We start from the raw sequence: 16724 nt of genomic DNA, 5'->3' as shown, positions 1-16724 counted from the left end.
AGTCTTCAAGCCCGTTTCCCGGTGTGCGGGCGTTTATCATCCCGGCTCTTTGCCAAGGGACTTCGCCATGACGAGCCGCCTCTCGATCACCGACCAGGACCGCGTGCGCCGCATCGCGCTGAACCGCCCCGAGGTGCACAACGCCTTCGACGACGCGCTGATCGCCGAGCTGACCGCAGCCATCGACGACGCGGGAAGCGACGAGAACGTGCGCGCCGTGGTGCTCACCGGCGAAGGCGAGAGCTTCTCCGCCGGCGCCGACCTCAACTGGATGCGCTCGATGGCGCAGGCCGGCGAGCAGGAAAACCGCGAGGATTCGCTGCGCCTCGCCCGGCTGATGCGGCGCCTGCAGTTCTGTCCCAAGCCGACCATCGCGCGGGTCAACGGTGCCGCGTTCGGCGGCGGCGTGGGGCTGATCGCCTGCTGCGACATCGCCATCGGCGTGGAAGGCGCCAAGTTCGGGCTCACCGAAGTGAAGCTCGGCCTAGTGCCGGCGGTGATTTCGCCTTACGTGATTGCCGCGATCGGTCTGCGCCAGGCGCGCCGGCTGTTCCTTACCGGCGAGTTCTTCGACGCCGCCGCGGCGGCGCGCATCGGCCTGCTGCACGAGGCCGTGCCGCGCGAGCAGCTGGATGAGGCGGTGCAGCGCGTACTTGGCTTTCTGGCCAAGGCCGGTCCGGTGGCACAGGCCGAGGCCAAGACGCTGGCGCTGGGCATGGCCGCGCTCGAAGAGGCCGGCGCGGAGACGATTGATGAGGAAAACGCGGCGCTGATCGCGCGGCTGCGCGTGTCGGCCGAGGGGCAGGAAGGGCTCGGCGCGTTCCTGGGCAAGCGGGCGGCAGCGTGGGTATCGAGCTGAGGCGGCGCCCCCGTCTTTCCACAACCTCCATAAGTCGTCATCCCGGCGGCTCTCAACAGCCGATTGCTGGTCAAGCAGGGATCCAGCGTCTTGGCTCCCGTGGGAATAGTCACTGGATCCCGGCTCTCGCCGGGATGACGGTGAGGGGCCATGGAGCTCTTACAGCGACATCCCCGCCCCCCTTGCTGCGCTGCGCATCGGCTCGAAACCGCCCTTCTGCTACCGTTTCGGGCTTTGCATCGCGGCGCACGCCATCCAGGGACTTCGCATGTTCGAGCGCGTTTTGATTGCCAACCGCGGCGAGATCGCCTGCCGCGTGATCCGCACCTGCCGGCGCCTCGGCATCCGCACCATCGCGGTCTATTCCGACGCGGACGCGGACGCCCAGCACGTGCGCCTGGCTGACGAAGCGTTTCCGATCGGCGGCCCGCGCCCGGCCGACTCCTACCTGCGCGGCGACGCGATCCTGGCGGTGGCGAAGAAGGCCGGCGCGCAGGCCATCCATCCCGGCTACGGCTTCCTCTCGGAGAACACCGACTTCGCCCGCGCCTGCGCCGAGGCGGGCATCGCCTTCATCGGGCCGCGGCCGGAGAGCATCGAGGCGATGGGCTCCAAGGCCGCCGCCAAGGCGCTGATGGAAACCCACGGCGTGCCGCTGGTGCCCGGCTACCACGGCGACAACCAGGAGCCGGCTTACCTCGCCGAGCAGGCCGGCAAGACCGGCTTCCCGCTGATGATCAAAGCCGCGGCCGGCGGCGGTGGCAAGGGCATGCGCATCGTGCGCAAGGAGGCCGAGTTCGCCGACGCGCTGGCCTCGGCGCAGCGCGAGGCACAGTCCTCGTTCGGCGACGCGCGGGTGATCCTGGAGCGCTACGTCGAGCATCCGCGGCACATCGAGTTCCAAGTGTTCGGCGACAGCCAGGGCCACGTCATCCACCTCAACGAGCGCGAGTGTTCGGCGCAGCGCCGCTACCAGAAGGTGCTGGAGGAAACACCCTCGCCCTTCCTTGATGAAGTGCGACGCGCGGCGATGGGCGAGGCTGCGGTAGCTGCTGCCAAGGCGGTGAACTACGTCGGCGCTGGCACGGTGGAATTCATCGTCTCGCCGAACGGCGAGTTCTTCTTCATGGAAATGAACACCCGCCTGCAGGTCGAGCACCCGGTGACCGAGCTCACGCTGGGGTTGGACCTGGTGGAGTGGCAACTGCGGGTGGCCGCGGGCGAACCGCTGCCGCTGGCGCAGGAGCAGATCCGCGCGCACGGCCACGCCATCGAGGTGCGTCTGTACGCCGAAGACCCGGAGCAGAACTTCCTGCCCGGCTCGGGCAAGCTGCTGCGCCTGCGCCTCCCCGCGCCGTCGGCGCATGTGCGGCTGGACGGCGGCGTGGTCGAGGGCGACACCGTCACCATCTTCTATGACCCGATGATCGCCAAGCTCATCGTGTTCGACGCCGATCGCCCGCGCGCCTTGCTGCGCCTGCGCGAGGCGCTGGCCGAGTGCGAGATCGCCGGGCCGAAATCCAACATCGCCTTCCTCGAACGGCTGGCGCGCCATCCGGCGGTGGTCGAGGGCCGCATCGACACCGGTTATCTTGACCGCCACCTGGACGAATTCCTCGTCGGCGACGTGGCACCGCCGGACTACGTGCTGTTCGCCGCCGCCACCGCTGCCCTGCTGCATGACGAATGCGCCGCGATGGCCGGCATGCGCGGCAGCAGCGACCCGCACTCGCCGTGGGCGCAGGCCGATGCCTGGCGCATCGGCCACGAAGGCCGCCGGCTGGTCGCGCTGCAACGTCACGAGCACCGCTACGAAGTGGAAGCCTATGGCCATGCCGGCAACTACCGCATGCGCCATGGCGATGACACCTGCGACGTGCGTGGCGCCCGGCACGACGGAGAGATTCTCAGCGCCCGCTTCGATGGCGACGCGCTGCGCCTGGCCGTACGCGCCGACGCCACGCGCGAGCTGCTGCACGACGCGGACGGCCAGCGACACCACCTCGGCCGCGCCGCAGCCTACGCGTGGGAAAGCAGCGATGCCGCCGGCGGCAACCAGCTGGTCGCGCCGATGCCCGGCCGCATCGTGCTGGTGAAGGCCGCCGCCGGCGATGAAGTCGCCGAGGGGCAGGAACTGATCGTGATGGAAGCGATGAAGATGGAACTCGCCTTGAAGGCCCCGCGTGCCGGCACCATCGAGAGCATCAGCGCCGCCCAAGGCGATTTCGTCGAGGCCGACGCCGTGCTGGTGCGCTTCGCCACCGAGTGAAACGCCACACCCTGTAGGAGCCCGCTCGCGGGCGATGCTTTTGCTCCTGATGCCCATCAAAGCCAAAAACATCGCCCGCAAGCGGGCTCCTACGAAGAAACGGTGGCTGCCACGGAGAACGCCATGACCGCATCCAACCATGTCCGCATCGTCGAAGTCGGCGCCCGCGACGGCCTGCAGAACGAAAAGACCCTGCTGCCGGCCGATGTGAAGATCGCGCTGATCGACCGGCTGTCTTCCACCGGCCTGCAAACCATCGAGGCGACCAGCTTCGTCAGCCCGAAGTGGGTGCCGCAGCTGGCTGATGCCGCCGAGGTGTTCGCCGGCATCCGCAAGGTGCCGGGCGTGAGCTACCCGGTGCTGGTGCCGAACCTGCAGGGCTACGAGCGCGCCCGCGCCGTGGGTGCCACCGAGGTGGCGGTGTTCTCCGCCGCCAGCGAGGCGTTCAACCGCAAGAACATCAACGCCTCGATCGATGAATCGATCGAGCGCTTCGCCCCGGTGCTGGAGCGCGCGCAGGCCGACGGCGTGAAGGTGCGCGGCTACGTCTCCACCGTGCTCGGCTGCCCGTACCAGGGCGAGGTGCCGGTGGCCGACGTGGTGCGCGTGGCCCGGCGGCTGCACGCGGCGGGCTGCTACGAGGTGTCGCTGGGCGACACCATCGGCGTCGGCACCCCGGCGAAGGCGCGCGCCATGCTGCACGCGGTCGCGCAGGAGGTGCCGATGGCCGCGCTGGCCGTGCATTTCCATGACACCTACGGCCAGGCGCTGGCCAACATCCTGGCCTGCCTGGAAGAAGGCGTGCGGGTGGTCGACAGCGCCGTCTCCGGCACCGGCGGCTGCCCGTACGCGAAGGGCGCGACGGGCAACGTCGCCAGCGAGGACGTGGTCTACATGCTGCACGGCATGGGCATGCACACCGGCGTGGATCTCGACCTGCTCGTCGCCGCGGGCGCCTGGCTTTCTGCGCAGCTGCACAAGGAAACCGCCAGCCGGGTGACCCGCGCACGCACGGCGGTCTGAGGGGCGGCCCAGCATCCTCCAGCAACAAGCGCGCACCCAGGAGCAGCGGCTCCAGTCGCCTCATGTCGCCACGGCACGCGACCTGCCAACACGCAGAAACCTCCATTGCCGTCATTCCCGCGAAGAGCTTCTCAACAGCCGCAGGCTGGTCAAGCGGGAATGACGTCAGGGCGGGCTGAGGCCATGTCCCGCTGCCTCACCGTTTCGGACACCGCTACACTCGGGCGATGCACCGCCGCGTCACGCGCGCCAGCGGTGTCTTTAGCGAGCCGACGATTAAAAAGGGGAAATTCGATGCGCGTACATCACGGCGTCTGGTCCGCGGTTTGCACCGCGCTGCTGTCCGTCGCCCCGCTGGCCACCGCTGCCGAAACGCAGGCGAAGGACACTCTGCTGCTGCCCGACCGCGTGTGGACCGCCGACGGCGACACCGCGCACGCCGGCTGGGCGGTGCTGGTGCACGAGGGCAAGGTCGCTGCGGTCGGTCCGGTCGATGCGATCAAGGCGCCCGCCGACGCCGAACGCATCGCCCTGCCCGGCACCACGCTCACGCCCGGCCTGATCGACCTGCACTCGCACCTGTTCCTGCATCCGTACAACGAGACGCTGTGGAACGACCAGGTGCTCACCGAGCCGCAGGACTACCGCACGCTGGAAGCTGCGGCCCATGCGAAGGCCACCCTGCTGGCCGGCTTCACCGCACTGCGTGACCTGGGCACCGAGGGCGCCGGCTTCGCCGACGTGTCGATCAAGCGCGCCATCGACAACGGTCTGATTCCCGGGCCGCGCATGTTCGTCGCCACCCGCGCCATCGTCGCCACCGCCAGCTACGGGCCCGGCCCGCGCGGCTTCCGCCCCGACCTCGACCTGCCGCAGGGCGCGCAGCCGGTCACCGGCGTGGATGCCGCCGTGGCCGCCGTGCGCGAGCAGGCCGCGCGCGGCGCGGACTGGATCAAGCTCTACGCCGACTACCGCGTGGGCGACCACGGCGAGACGATGCCCACGCTGTCGCCGGCCGAGATCCGGGCGATCGTCGACGCCGCCCACCAGATCGGCCGCCCGGTCGCCGCGCATGCCGCCAGCGAGGCCGGTGTGCGCAACGCGGTGGAGGCCGGCGTGGACACCATCGAGCATGGTTACGGCACCAGCGAGGCCACCTTCCGCCTGATGAAGCAGAAAGGCATTGCCTACGAGCCCACGCTCACCGCGGTGGAAGCCACCTCCGAATACTTCCAGCACTACGTGCCCGGAAAGTCCGAACCCACGCCAGCGATGAAGGAGGCCGAACACGCCTTCCGCACCGCGCTGAAGGTCGGCGTGACGATCGGCAACGGCAGCGACGTGGGCGTGTTTGCGCACGGCGAGAACTGGCGCGAACCGGCGCTGATGGTCGCCGACGGCATGACGCCGGTGCAGGCGCTGCATGCGGCCACCGACGTCGCCGCGCGCGTGCTGCGCGAACAGGACCACTTCGGCCGCATCGCGCCGGGTCAGTTCGCCGACCTGGCCGCGTTCGCCGGCGATCCCAGCCGCGACATCCAGGCGCTGCGCCACCCGGTGTTCGTGATGAAGAACGGCACCGTCTATCGATCTCCCGACATCACTCCCGCCTCCCCGACGACGCCATGACCGAACGCACCACCCCCTTCACCATCCGCCCCATCGAGACGCGCGACGACGCCGCCGTCGCCCAGGTGATCCGCACCGTGATGCCGAGCTTCGGCGCCGACGGTCCCGGCTTCGCCATCCACGATCCCGAGGTCGACCACATGACCGCGGCCTACGCGCAGCCGCGCTGCAGCTACTTCGTGGTCGAGCTGGACGGCCGCGTGGTCGGCGGCGCCGGCATTGCACCGCTGCAGAACGGCGAGCCGGACGTGTGCGAGCTGCGCAAGATGTATTTCCTGCCCGAGGCCCGCGGCATCGGCGCCGGCACCGCGATGATGCAGCGCTGCCTGGATGCCGCACGCGCCCACGGCTTCGCCCGCTGCTACCTGGAAACGCTCACCGGCATGGACCAGGCGCAGGCGCTGTACCTGCGCAGTGGCTTCAAGCCGCTGTGCGCACCGATGGGCGGCACCGGGCACTTCAGCTGCGATCGTTTCTTCCTGCTGCACCTCTGACGGAGGCAAGCCATGAGCACCGACTCTCGCGTGGACGACTACATCGCTGCCGCGGCGCCGTTCGCGCGTCCGGTGCTCGAGCATCTGCGCGCGGTGGTGCATGCAGCCTGTCCCGAGGTGACCGAAACGCTTAAGTGGCGGATGCCATTCTTCGATTACCGGGGACGGCCGCTGTGCATGATGGCGGCGTTCAAGCAGCACTGCGGCTTCGGTTTCTGGCAACCCGGTGCGAAGTCCGACGGCGCCGAAGGCATGGGCCAGTACGGCAGGCTCGCCGCCGTCGGCGAGCTGCCGCCCAGGCGCGAACTGGTCGCGGCAGTAAAAGCGGCCATGCAGCGCATCGAGGCGGGCGCGCCTTCGCCGCGCTCGCGCACCGTTGCCAGGGCCAGGCCGGCGCCGACCGTGCCGGACGATCTCGCCGCCGCGTTCGCACTGCGGCAACACGCGGTGGCGAAGCGCAACTTCACGGCGTTCAGCCCCAGCGCGCAGCGCGAGTACACCGACTGGATCACCGAAGCGAAGACCGCCGCCACCCGCGCCAAGCGCCTGGCCACCACGCTGGAATGGCTGGCCGAAGGCAAGCACCGCAACTGGAAATACATGTGAGCCCCGATACCCCCGCACCGCCGCGCCTCGAGTTCCGCGTCGACGATCCGGCCCGGCCCGAGCTGCGTCCGCTGATCGAACCCACCGACGGCTACCTCGCCGAGCTGCATCCCACCGGCAACATCGAGCCGGTGTCGCTGGCCGCGCTGCAGCGCCCGCAGGTCACTCTGCTTACCGCCCGCGTGGACGGCGATCCGGTGGCCTGCGGTGCCTGCATCGACGAGGGCGACTACGTGGAGATCAAGCGCATGTACGTGCTGCCGGCCTGTCGCGGACTGGGCCTGGGCAAGCAGCTGCTCGAAGCGATGGAAGCGCACGTGCGCGGCCGCGGCGGCCGCATGGTGAAGCTGGAGGCCGGCACCGCGCAGGCCGAGGCGCTGGAACTCTACGAACGCGCCGGCTACCGCCGCTGCCCGCCGTTCGGCGAGCACCACGCCAATCCCCGCAGCGTGTGCATGGAAAAGGTGCTCGCATGATCCGCATCGCCACCGGCGCCGACGCCGAGGCGTTCCACGCCATCTACGCCCCGCACGTGCTCGGGGGCGTGGCCACGTTCGAGACCGTGCCACCGGGCGTCGAGGTGATGCGCGAACGCGTGCTGGCGCGGCTGGAGCACTACCCGTGGCTGGTGTGGGAGGAGGCCGGCGAGGTGCTCGCCTACGCCTACGCCAGCCGCTTCCGCGAACGCGCCGCCTACGACTGGATCGCCGAGACCTCGATCTACGTGCGCCCCGATGCGCAGCGCCGCGGCATCGCACGCCGGCTCTACGGCACGCTGCTGGAATCCATGCGCCTGCAGGGCCTGCACCAGGCGGTGGGCGTGATCACCCTGCCCGGCGCGGTGAGCGTGGCGGCGCACGAGGCGATGGGCTTCACCCCCGCCGGCGTGTGGCGCCAGGCCGGCTACAAGCTGGGCCAGTGGTGGGACGTGGGCGTGTGGCAGAAGACGCTGAGCGAACCGGCGAATCCACCCGCCGCCGTGATCCCGTTTCGACAGCTGCGCGAGCAGCCGGCCTGGCAGTCGCTGGTGGCCCACGGCGACTGACGAGCCTCTTCGGCGGCGAGCCGGCGTCGTTCAGCTGTACCGCACATGGCTGGCCTGCCGGCCACTCCGCTAAAATCGCGGTTTTCCACGCTTCGGGAACTCTCATGCAGCTCGATCAGGTCAAGGCCGTCATCACCGGCGGCGCCTCCGGACTCGGCCACGCGGTCGCCCAGCACCTCGTCGCGCACGGCGCGAAGGTGGCGCTGTTCGACGTCAACGAGGAGAAGGGCCAGGCCGCGGCCGCCAGCCTCGGCGAGGCCGCCCGCTTCTACCGCACCGACGTCACCTCCGAAGACGGCGTGAGCGCCAACGTGTCCGCCGCGCGCGACGCGATGGGCGGGCTGAACGTGGTGATCAACTGCGCCGGCATCCTCGGCGCCGGCCGCGTGCTCGGCAAGGAAGGCCCGATGGCGCTGGGCACCTTCGCCACCACCGTGATGGTGAACCTGGTCGGCAGCTTCAACGTGGCCAAGGCGGGCGCAGCGCTGATGCAGGGCAACGAGGCGGGCGAGGACGGCGAGCGCGGCGTGATCATCAACACCGCCAGCGTGGCCGCCTACGAGGGCCAGATCGGCCAGGCCGCGTACTCGGCGTCGAAGGGCGGCGTGGTCGGCATGACGCTCCCGATGGCGCGCGAGCTGTCGCGCTTCGGCATCCGCGTGGCGACGATCGCCCCGGGCATCTTCTGGACGCCGATGGTGGATTCCATGCCGCCGGCGGTGCAGGAGTCGCTGGGCGCCTCGATCCCGTTCCCCTCGCGCCTGGGCAAGCCGGAGGAATTCGCCACCACCGCCGCCTTCATCCTCACCAACCGCTACATCAATGGCGAGACGATTCGCCTGGATGGCGGCGTGCGGTTGCAACCCAAATAAGCGAGGAGTGAGTGGAGAGGAGTGAGGAGTGAGAGAAAGCTCGCCTCACCCACCCCGCCGCGTCTTGCCGCTCTTCTCTCGCTTCTCACTTCTCACTTCTCACAACTCATTTCTTACTCCTGACCTATGAAAGCTTCCGACGTCAAGAAAGGCAACGTGGTCGAACACGACGGCACCGTCTACCAGGTGCGCGACATCGAGCGCAGCGCGCCCACCGCGCGCGGCGGCAACGTCACGTTCCGCTTCACCATGTATTCGATCCCCGGTGGCCGCAAGTACGACCTCAGCCTGCGCGCCGACGACGACCTGAAGGAGATGGACCTGGTGCGCCGCGCCGCCAACTTCTCCTACATGGACGGCGACGCGTTCGTCTTCATGGATGCCGAGGATTACACCCAGTACCTGCTCAGCCCCGAGCTGGTCGGCGACAACGCCGGCTACATCGTGGAAGAAGTCGAGGGCTATTACGTGCAGCTGATCGACGACGCGCCGGTCGGCCTGCAGGTGCCCACCAGCGTGGTGCTGACGGTGGTCGACACCGCGCCGGAGATGAAGGGCTCCAGCGCCACCAAGCGCGCCAAGCCGGCCCGGCTCAATACCGGTATCGAGATCCAGGTGCCCGAGTACATCAGCAACGACGAGAAGGTGTGGGTGAACACCACCACCGGCGAGTTCGCCGGCCGCGCCTGAGCGCCGCCTGACGCAGGGATGACCACGGTGCAGGCGCGCGAAGCCGCGTCTGCACCGGCATGACCGGGGCTGGTGCAGAATCACCCTGCGCCTTCTCGATGGAACCAACGCGGCATGACTGCCCGCAGCTATTCGCTCCGCAGCAACGTGATGGAAAGCCTGACCCGCACGCGGCGTCCGGACGTGCCGTTGCGCGTGGTACTGCGCAACACCGCCGCGGTGGTTCTGCCGCTGGCCGTGGGCATGGCGACCGGGCATACCGCGATCGGGCTGGGCGTGGGCGCCGGCGCGCTCAACACCATGTTCTCCGATCAACCGGGGCCGTATCGCCAGCGCATCTGGCGACTGCTGCTGGCGGCGCTCGCGGCGGCGCTGGCGTCGTTGGTGGGCATGCTGATCGGTGACGAGTTCGGGCCGATGCTGGTCGCCACCGCGGTGGCGGGATTCCTCGGCGGCATGCTGGTGCTGTTCGGCGTGGACATCGCCCGCGTGGGCATGACCAGCATGATCCTGCTGGTGGTGACTGCCGCCACGCCGATGCCGACCGTGGCGACCGCGTTCGGCAGCACCGCACTGATCTTCGCCGGCGGCATGCTGCTGGCGATGTTCTCGGTGGCCGCGTGGCCGCTGCAGCGCTATCGGCCCGAGCGCCACGCGCTGGCCGAGGTGTTTCGCGGCCTGGCCCAGCTGGCCCGCCAGCAGGCGCAGGACGAGGCAGATGTTCCCGCACTCACCGAGGCGATGACCACGCTGCAGCACACCCTGCTCGGCCGCCACCACGCACGCGGCCGCGCGATGGAGGCGTTCGGCGTGCTGCTGGAACTGGCCGAGCGGATCCGGCTGGAACTCACCGCGCTGGCTGAGCTGCGCGCAAGCCCGGCCCTGCATGCGATCTTCCGCAACGACGCGGCGCGGGTGATGGCCGCCATCGCCGATGCACTGGAAGCCGGCGACGCGCCCGAAGGCGCCGAACGCGCGCTGCGCGGACTGCTGGCCAGCGAGCGCACCCTGCTCGACCAGCCGCAGGCCGGCGGCGGCCTGGCCGTGCACGTCCACGCGCTGACCGGACAGCTCGCCGCCGCCGTGCGCAATGCACAGTGGGCCGGCAGCCGTGGCGAGTGGCGCGCCGTGGCCGCGGAAACGCCGCTGCCGGCGGCGCTGCGCAGCCACTCGGTGCTGGCCACGCTGCGCGCCAACCTCACGCCGCGCTCGGTGGCGTTTCGTCATGCCGTGCGCAGCGCCGCGTGCCTGTGCACGGCGCTGGCCGTCGCCCGCTGGCTCAAGCTGCCGCACGGCTACTGGGTGCCGATGACCGCCGCCATCGTGCTGCGCCCGGACTTCGCCGCCACCTTCAACTTCGGCCTGCTGCGCGTGGTCGGCACCGTGCTCGGCCTGCTGCTCACCACCGCGCTGCTGCACGTGACACCGAACGAGCCGTGGGCGCACCTCGTCCTGATGGCCGTGCTGTGCATGGGCTTTCGCTATCTGGCCACGGCGCACTACGGCGTGGCGGTAGCCGCGCTCACCGGCACGGTGGTGATCCTGCTCTCGTTCGAGGGCGTCGACCCGGGCGGCGCGGTGATCGACCGCGTGATCAACACCGCACTGGGCAGCGCCATGGCGCTGATCGCCTACGTGCTGTGGCCGACCTGGGAGCGCGGCCGAGCCCGCGCCGCGCTGGCCGACATGCTCGACGCCTACGCCCGCTACCTGGCGGCGCTGGCGACGCCCGCCGAGCGCGACACGCACCGCGAAACGCGCACCGCGGCACGCACCGCGCGCACCAATGCGCAGGCATCGCTTGAACGCATGCGTGGCGAACCCGGCACGCCGCTGGCGCTGCTCGAACTGGCCCAGGCGCTGTTCGCCAACGGCAACCGGCTGGCGCGCACGGCCATGGCGCTGGAAGCGTTGATCGACGACCGCGAGCGCCTGCCGGAATCCACCGAGATCGGCGGCTTCGTGCAGCACGCCGCCGACGCCCTGCACCAGGTGGCGCATGCCCTGCGCGAGCAGATTGCGCTGCCGCCCCTGCCCGCGCTGCGCGACCTGCAGCGCAGCCTCACCGCCCTGCTCGAACTGAGCGACGACGCACCGACCGCCGAGCTGGTGGAGCGCCTCAGCGACCGCCTGGTCGACAACATCCACACCCTCGCCCACGTGGTCGAGCGCAGCCGCCAGCCGCTGCCCGGCCCGGCCGCCGATCCGCGCCGCCTGCCGCAGAGCTGAATCCGCCGACACCCTGCGGCTTGACCGGATTGCGCCGGGAAAAACGCATTACCTAGAGAGGCCGTGTCCCGGCCGCGCATGCGGCACGGCCGACGTTGGCCGCGGCGTTCGCTCCTTCCACCCTGATCGTCGAGCCTCCCATGAACGATGACGCGCTGCAGTCCCTGCTCTTGCCCATCAGCGACGAGGCCCCGTGCGGCCCCGACCTGGAATACGACGCCGATTTCATGGCGCTGGAGCGCGCCGCCACGGTCAAGGCCGAACGCGCCATCGGCGACGAGGTCAAGGCGGCCGAGGAGCCGGACTGGGATCGCGTGAAGGCGCTGGCGGAGGGGTTGCTGGGCCGCTCCAAGGACCTGCGCGTGGCCACGCACCTGTCCACCGCATGGCTGCGTACCGGCGGCCTCGCCGGACTGGCCGGCGGCCTGGCGCTGGTGCGCGGCATGCTGGAGAACTACTGGGACGGCGTGCATCCCATGCTGGACGCCGAGGACGACGACGACCCCACCGCGCGCGTCAACGCCGTGGTGCCGCTGGGCGATCCGATCGGCGTGCTGGGTTATCTGCGCACCGCGGCTTTCGTGCAGTCGCCGCGCATCGGCCGTTTCTCGCTGCGCGACCTGCGCATCGCCAACGGCACCCTGAAGGTCGGCGACAACCCGAACGGCGAAGGGCTGCCCTCGATGACCGATATCGAAGCCTGCTGCATGGATTGTCCCGAGGCCGAGTTGTCCGCTTCGATGGACGCGGCCAGCCGCATCCTCGAACACGCCAAGGCGATCGACGCGCTGTTCAACGAGCGCATCGGCACCGCCGGCCCCGATCTGAAGCTGCTGCTGTCGGACGGCTATGAGCTGAAGAAATTCGTCGAGTCGCAGGTCGCCCGTCGCCGGCCGCAGGACGACGGCGCCGGAAGCGAGGCCGCCTCGGATGGCGCAGACGGCGGCGTCACGACGGCTGTCGCTGGCGTGGCGGCGGCGACCGGCCGCATCCAGAGCCCCGAGGACGTGCGCCGCCGGCTGGACGACCTGTGCGAGTACTACGCACGCCACGAGCCATCGAGCCCGATCCCGCTGCTGCTGCGCCGGGCGCAGCGGCTGGTGGGCATGAACTTCGCCGACCTGATGCAGGATCTCGCGCCGGGTGGCCTGAGCGAACTGCGCGTGATCGCCGGGCCGGACGAGAACAGCTGAGCGAACCGACGCAGTCGCGGGCATCCGTCCGCGACTGCGCCCTTGCCGTCAGGGCGCGCCCTTGCAGGTGGCCGCGCCCGAGCGCACGAAAAGCGTCTGCGCCGACGGACTCCAGCTCATCGACAGACCGCCGGGCAGCCCGGCGGTGATCGTGGCCTGCGCACTCTGGGTGAACGGACCGGCCGTCAGCGGGCTGCCATCGCCCTGCGTCACGGTCGCACTGAGCCGATAGGCCTGCGGCTCGGCGCAGGCCGCGGTATCCACCGGCTGCGACACGGTGGCGCCGTAGCCATCCAGCGTCGGCAGCCGCCCTTGCCCCAGCGCGACGATGCCGCCCTGCGCGGGACACACCGCTTCCAGCACATAGTCCACGTCGAAGCGCACGGCCGGCGCTACCTGCACCACCGCGTCGGCCTCGGGCAGCGCCGAGCAGCCCAGCAGGAATACCTTGCGCTGGGTCGCCACGTGCAACACCACGGCGCCCGCCGGCAGCGCAGCGGCACCCGGCCAGCGCAGTTCGAGCCGGGCGGGCGAGGCGCCGGTCAGCACCGGCTGGCTGGACAGCGGCTTGCCGGCCGCATCGGTGGCGGTGACGTGCGGGTCGGCGCACTGCGGATCGGCCAGATCGGAACCGACCAGCGCGAATGCCAGCGGCTTTTCGCTGGCATGGAGCAAGCCGGGATGCAACGCGAACAGCGGCACGTTCGCCATGCTCTGCACGCTGTCGATCGCCGGCACCTGCTTGCCCGCGCTGCCGGCTGCCGCCAGCCGCTCCACGCCCGCGGCGAGGGCGGCCTGCATCGCCGCCGCATCGGTGGCACCGCAGCCGTCGGATACGGCGAGATAGGCCTGCACCCGCGCCGCCGCGGCGTGCGCACGCACGATCCGCGCGCGCAGCGCATCGCCCACCAGCTCCACCGGCTGGGTCGTGTTGCTTCCCGCACTCTGGCGCAGCGCGTCGGCGATGCCGGCCAGCTGCTGCCGCACCGACGCCAGCGGCGAGCCTTGTACAGGCGGACTTTTCGCCAGCGCGGCCTGTGCCGCGGCCAGCTCGTCCAGCGCGAGCTGCGCGGTCAGCCGCGGCGCGAGCTGTGCCGAGGCCGTAGCCATCCCCAGCAGCAGGAACACCGCCAGCGCGGTTCCTTCGCGCCACCGACACCGGGCAGACACAGCGCGCTCACTCACCCGAGCAATCCTCCAGCTCGGGCTGGCACTGCTGCTGGTCCTCCGGCAGCAGGATGCCGGAGGGCACGATGCCGAACGAACGGTAGTTGGCGGAGATCACGCTCGGGTCGATATAGGCATCGCCGCGACCGTTGCCGTTCTGCGCCTTGCCGAAGAACAGCGAGGTCGGCACGTTGAAGCTGAGGTCGCCGGTTAGCGGCAGGATGTTGCCCTGGCGGTCCACCGCGTAGAAGTACGCGGGCGGCGCACCGACGTCGGCGATCACCTGCGCCGAATCGCCGATCACGTAGATCGGCGCCACCGCCGTGCCCATCTTGCCGGAGGCGAAGAACGTGCCCGCACCGTCGTACAACGGCGTCTGGCCGGACTGCAGCAGATCACCGCCGGTGACGCCCAGGTACAGCGCCGCGTGCCCCGCATCGATGGTAAAGCTGCTGGCATCCACCGAGGCCAGCGTCAGCGTCTGTGCATTGGTGAAGCTGAAGCCCGCCGGCGAGGAGAAATTGCCCAGCGTGCCGACGTGGTTGGCGATCGGCTGGGCACGTGTGCCCAACGTGGTAACGCCTGCAGCGCTGCCGCTCAACGTGCCAGCTGTGATGACGCCGCCCGCGCCTTCGCTGATGGCGCCAGCAGATTCCAGTCGCAGCACGCTGCTGTCGATGGAGCCGTCGACGTGCAGGTCGCCCGTCGTGGTGGCGAGCGTGGTGGTTCCCCCAACCACCACCGGCCCGGCAATCGCCAGCGTGCCGGAATTGCTGAGGTTCAGGCCGGCGGCATCGAAGGCACCGAGGCTGCCGACGCGATTGGCGCCGGCGAGCGTGGCGATCCCCGCCGCATGACCGGTGAGCTGATCGGCGACCACGATGCCGCTGCCGCCTTCGGTGATCGCGCCGGCCGACTGCAGCGTGGTGGTGGCGCCCCGGATCTCGCCCTGCAACAGCAGGTCGCCGGCGGTCGTGGTCAGCGTGGTCGCACTGCCGCCATCGACCGGACCGGTCACCGTTAAGCCGGTCGCATTGGCGAAACGCAGGCCGTCCGCACTGAAGCTGCCCAGCGCACCGACCCGGTTGGCGCCTTCCAGTGCCGTGCTGCCGGTGGACTGGCCACTCAGGCTGTTCGCCGTGATCACACTGCCGGCGCCCTGACTGATCGCACCGCCCGACTGCAGAGCCAGCGCGTTCGCCGTCACCTGGCCGCCGAGCGCAAGGTCACCGGCCGAAGCCAGCGAGACGGCCCCGCCGTTGAGTGCGCCGGTCAGCGACAGTGTGCCGGTGGAGGTAGACAGATTCAGCGCACCGCCGCCCGTGTTCACCTGGCCACCGATCACCAGCGCCCCGGCGTTGCCAAACTTCAGGTTCGCAGCACTGAAGTCCCCCAGAGTGCCGACATTGTTGGCGCTGCCCAGCAGCGCCTGGCCACCCGCACTGCCGGTGAGCGTGGTGGCAGCGATACCTGCCGAGGACGTGATGTTGCGCCCGGCGGCAAGCGTGATCGCTCCGCCCGTCAGCCCGGTGGCGAGGATCAGGTCCGAACTGCCCCCTGCCGCTGTCAGGCTGAGGTTGCCGCTGCCGCCACGAATGTCGAGCGGGCTGTTCACGGTCAGCGTGCGCGCGTCGCGGAAGCTGAAATCGCCGCCGGTGGCAAAGTTGCCCAAGGTCACCACTTGGTTGGCGCCGTCCAGCGTGGTGCTGCCGGCCGATGTGCCGGACAGGCTGCCGGCGGTGAGCACGCCCGCGCTGCCTTCGGTGATCGCGCCGCCGGCCGAATCGAGTGAGACATCGCCCGTGCCGGCATTCACGGCGCCATTGATTGCCAGCCCACTCTGCCCGGCCAGCGCAATGGAGGCGCCGCCGATGCTGCCGCCGACAATGAGACTGCCGGAGGTGGTGGAGAGGCTGGTGGAGCTGGTGCCGTTCACGGCGCCGCCTACCGTCATCGCCTGGGCGTTGATGAAGTTCAGCCCGTTGGCTGCGCTGAAGTCGCCCAGTGTGCCGACCCTATTGGCCTTCGCCAGCGTCGCACTGCCGCCGGCCTGGCCGGTGAGTGTGCCGGTCTGGATCACACCGGCGCTCTGGGCGATGTTCCCGCCAGACACCAGCGCGACCGAGCTGCCGATCAGGTTGCCCGCCAGCGACAGATCGCCGGCCGACTGCAGCGCGAGGACGCCGCCATTGAGATCGTGCTGGATGGCAAGGCCGCCGCTCGTGGTGGTCAGCGCAATCACGCCGGTGCCGCCGCCGATGATCAGGTTGCTGCCGACGGTCAGCGCCTGCGCGTTGGAAAGCGTGAAATTCGAGGCGCTGACGGCGCCCAGCGTACCGACATGATTTGCCCTGGCCAGCGTGGTGTCACCGAAAGAGCTGCCGGTGAGCGTGCCGGCGGTCAGCACACCGCCAGTCTGGCTGATCGCACCGGCGCTGCTGGTCAGCGTCACCGTGCCGGGGCTGGTCAGATTGCTGCCCAGCGTGATCCCGTCGCGGCCGCTCAGCGTCACGTTCGCGCCGCTCAGCGCGCCGGGCATCACCAGCGAGCCTCCGTTCGCCGCCAGCGTCAGGTCCGCCGTCCCGGTGTCGATGCCCGACGTCGGCAGCGTCAGCGTTCCACCAGCCGTCAGCTCCACCGTGCCGTTG

Annotated in this window: 14 protein-coding genes; 12 read left to right on the top strand and 2 right to left on the bottom strand. The window is 70.1% G+C overall.

What is annotated here, in order from left to right; all coding sequences use genetic code 11:
• The first annotated feature begins 67 nt into the window (after window positions 1-67).
• The 12 genes from ISP17_RS10135 to tssA all read left to right on the top strand — a co-directional run bounded on the left by ISP17_RS10135 (window position 68) and on the right by tssA (window position 12909).
• Window positions 68-859 (top strand): enoyl-CoA hydratase-related protein, encoded by a 792-nt coding sequence (locus tag ISP17_RS10135; protein ID WP_404632729.1) that lies wholly within the window; start codon window positions 68-70, stop codon window positions 857-859.
• Between the two features lie 268 nt (window positions 860-1127).
• A complete protein-coding gene (locus ISP17_RS10130) occupies window positions 1128-3128 on the top strand; it encodes an acetyl/propionyl/methylcrotonyl-CoA carboxylase subunit alpha (protein WP_404632727.1) in 2001 nt (666 codons plus the stop codon).
• A 123-nt stretch (window positions 3129-3251) separates the two neighbouring features.
• Complete coding sequence (locus tag ISP17_RS10125; RefSeq protein WP_404632725.1) at window positions 3252-4151, top strand: hydroxymethylglutaryl-CoA lyase; 900 nt, start codon at window positions 3252-3254, stop codon at window positions 4149-4151.
• A 294-nt stretch (window positions 4152-4445) separates the two neighbouring features.
• Window positions 4446-5780, top strand: a complete 1335-nt coding sequence (locus ISP17_RS10120; RefSeq protein WP_404632723.1) for a metal-dependent hydrolase family protein — start codon at window positions 4446-4448, stop codon at window positions 5778-5780.
• Window positions 5777-6274 (top strand): GNAT family N-acetyltransferase, encoded by a 498-nt coding sequence (locus ISP17_RS10115; protein ID WP_404632721.1) that lies wholly within the window; start codon window positions 5777-5779, stop codon window positions 6272-6274. The genes ISP17_RS10120 and ISP17_RS10115 overlap by 4 nt, the downstream gene beginning before the upstream one ends.
• A 12-nt stretch (window positions 6275-6286) precedes the next feature.
• Entirely contained in the window at window positions 6287-6880 is a 594-nt protein-coding gene (locus ISP17_RS10110; RefSeq protein ID WP_404632719.1) for a YdeI/OmpD-associated family protein, read from the top strand.
• Complete coding sequence (locus tag ISP17_RS10105) at window positions 6877-7356, top strand: GNAT family N-acetyltransferase (RefSeq protein ID WP_404632717.1); 480 nt, start codon at window positions 6877-6879, stop codon at window positions 7354-7356. The genes ISP17_RS10110 and ISP17_RS10105 overlap by 4 nt, the downstream gene beginning before the upstream one ends.
• On the top strand, window positions 7353-7925 hold the full coding sequence (locus ISP17_RS10100; protein WP_404632715.1) for a GNAT family N-acetyltransferase: 573 nt from the start codon (window positions 7353-7355) through the stop codon (window positions 7923-7925). The genes ISP17_RS10105 and ISP17_RS10100 overlap by 4 nt, the downstream gene beginning before the upstream one ends.
• Before the next feature lie 104 nt (window positions 7926-8029).
• Window positions 8030-8797 carry an SDR family NAD(P)-dependent oxidoreductase gene (locus ISP17_RS10095; protein ID WP_404632713.1) on the top strand — a complete coding sequence of 256 codons (768 nt, stop codon included), beginning with the start codon at window positions 8030-8032 and terminating at the stop codon, window positions 8795-8797.
• A 126-nt stretch (window positions 8798-8923) separates the two neighbouring features.
• On the top strand, window positions 8924-9487 hold the full coding sequence (efpL, locus tag ISP17_RS10090) for an elongation factor P-like protein EfpL (RefSeq protein WP_404632711.1): 564 nt from the start codon (window positions 8924-8926) through the stop codon (window positions 9485-9487).
• A gap of 114 nt (window positions 9488-9601) precedes the next feature.
• Complete coding sequence (locus ISP17_RS10085; protein WP_404632709.1) at window positions 9602-11716, top strand: FUSC family protein; 2115 nt, start codon at window positions 9602-9604, stop codon at window positions 11714-11716.
• A gap of 140 nt (window positions 11717-11856) precedes the next feature.
• Window positions 11857-12909 carry a type VI secretion system protein TssA gene (gene tssA / locus ISP17_RS10080; protein WP_404632707.1) on the top strand — a complete coding sequence of 351 codons (1053 nt, stop codon included), beginning with the start codon at window positions 11857-11859 and terminating at the stop codon, window positions 12907-12909.
• Between the two features lie 48 nt (window positions 12910-12957).
• Here tssA and ISP17_RS10075 read toward each other — a convergent pair whose 3' ends face one another.
• Both ISP17_RS10075 and ISP17_RS10070 read right to left on the bottom strand, forming a co-directional pair.
• Window positions 12958-14094 carry a hypothetical protein gene (locus tag ISP17_RS10075; RefSeq protein WP_404632705.1) on the bottom strand — a complete coding sequence of 379 codons (1137 nt, stop codon included), beginning with the start codon at window positions 14092-14094 and terminating at the stop codon, window positions 12958-12960.
• Window positions 14087-16724, bottom strand: a 2638-nt coding sequence (locus tag ISP17_RS10070) for a beta strand repeat-containing protein (RefSeq protein ID WP_404632703.1), incomplete at its 5' end; no start/stop codon positions are given. The genes ISP17_RS10075 and ISP17_RS10070, both read right to left, overlap by 8 nt.

The organism is Dyella ginsengisoli (assembly GCF_044904665.1).
GTDB lineage: Bacteria > Pseudomonadota > Gammaproteobacteria > Xanthomonadales > Rhodanobacteraceae > Dyella_A > Dyella_A ginsengisoli.
Note: the sequence above shows the minus strand (reverse complement) of the source record. Positions and strands in the feature narration are given on the sequence as shown.

What these genes read in the sequence shown, in the direction of transcription:
- ISP17_RS10125 (WP_404632725.1), top strand. Translation starts at nt 3,252, where the DNA reads ATGACCGCATCCAACCATGTCCGCATCGTCGAAGTCGGCGCCCGCGAC.
- ISP17_RS10110 (WP_404632719.1), top strand. Translation starts at nt 6,287, where the DNA reads ATGAGCACCGACTCTCGCGTGGACGACTACATCGCTGCCGCGGCGCCG.
- ISP17_RS10085 (WP_404632709.1), top strand. Translation starts at nt 9,602, where the DNA reads ATGACTGCCCGCAGCTATTCGCTCCGCAGCAACGTGATGGAAAGCCTG.
- ISP17_RS10120 (WP_404632723.1), top strand. Translation starts at nt 4,446, where the DNA reads ATGCGCGTACATCACGGCGTCTGGTCCGCGGTTTGCACCGCGCTGCTG.
- ISP17_RS10115 (WP_404632721.1), top strand. Translation starts at nt 5,777, where the DNA reads ATGACCGAACGCACCACCCCCTTCACCATCCGCCCCATCGAGACGCGC.
- ISP17_RS10130 (WP_404632727.1), top strand. Translation starts at nt 1,128, where the DNA reads ATGTTCGAGCGCGTTTTGATTGCCAACCGCGGCGAGATCGCCTGCCGC.
- ISP17_RS10095 (WP_404632713.1), top strand. Translation starts at nt 8,030, where the DNA reads ATGCAGCTCGATCAGGTCAAGGCCGTCATCACCGGCGGCGCCTCCGGA.
- ISP17_RS10100 (WP_404632715.1), top strand. Translation starts at nt 7,353, where the DNA reads ATGATCCGCATCGCCACCGGCGCCGACGCCGAGGCGTTCCACGCCATC.
- efpL (WP_404632711.1), top strand. Translation starts at nt 8,924, where the DNA reads ATGAAAGCTTCCGACGTCAAGAAAGGCAACGTGGTCGAACACGACGGC.
- tssA (WP_404632707.1), top strand. Translation starts at nt 11,857, where the DNA reads ATGAACGATGACGCGCTGCAGTCCCTGCTCTTGCCCATCAGCGACGAG.
- ISP17_RS10135 (WP_404632729.1), top strand. Translation starts at nt 68, where the DNA reads ATGACGAGCCGCCTCTCGATCACCGACCAGGACCGCGTGCGCCGCATC.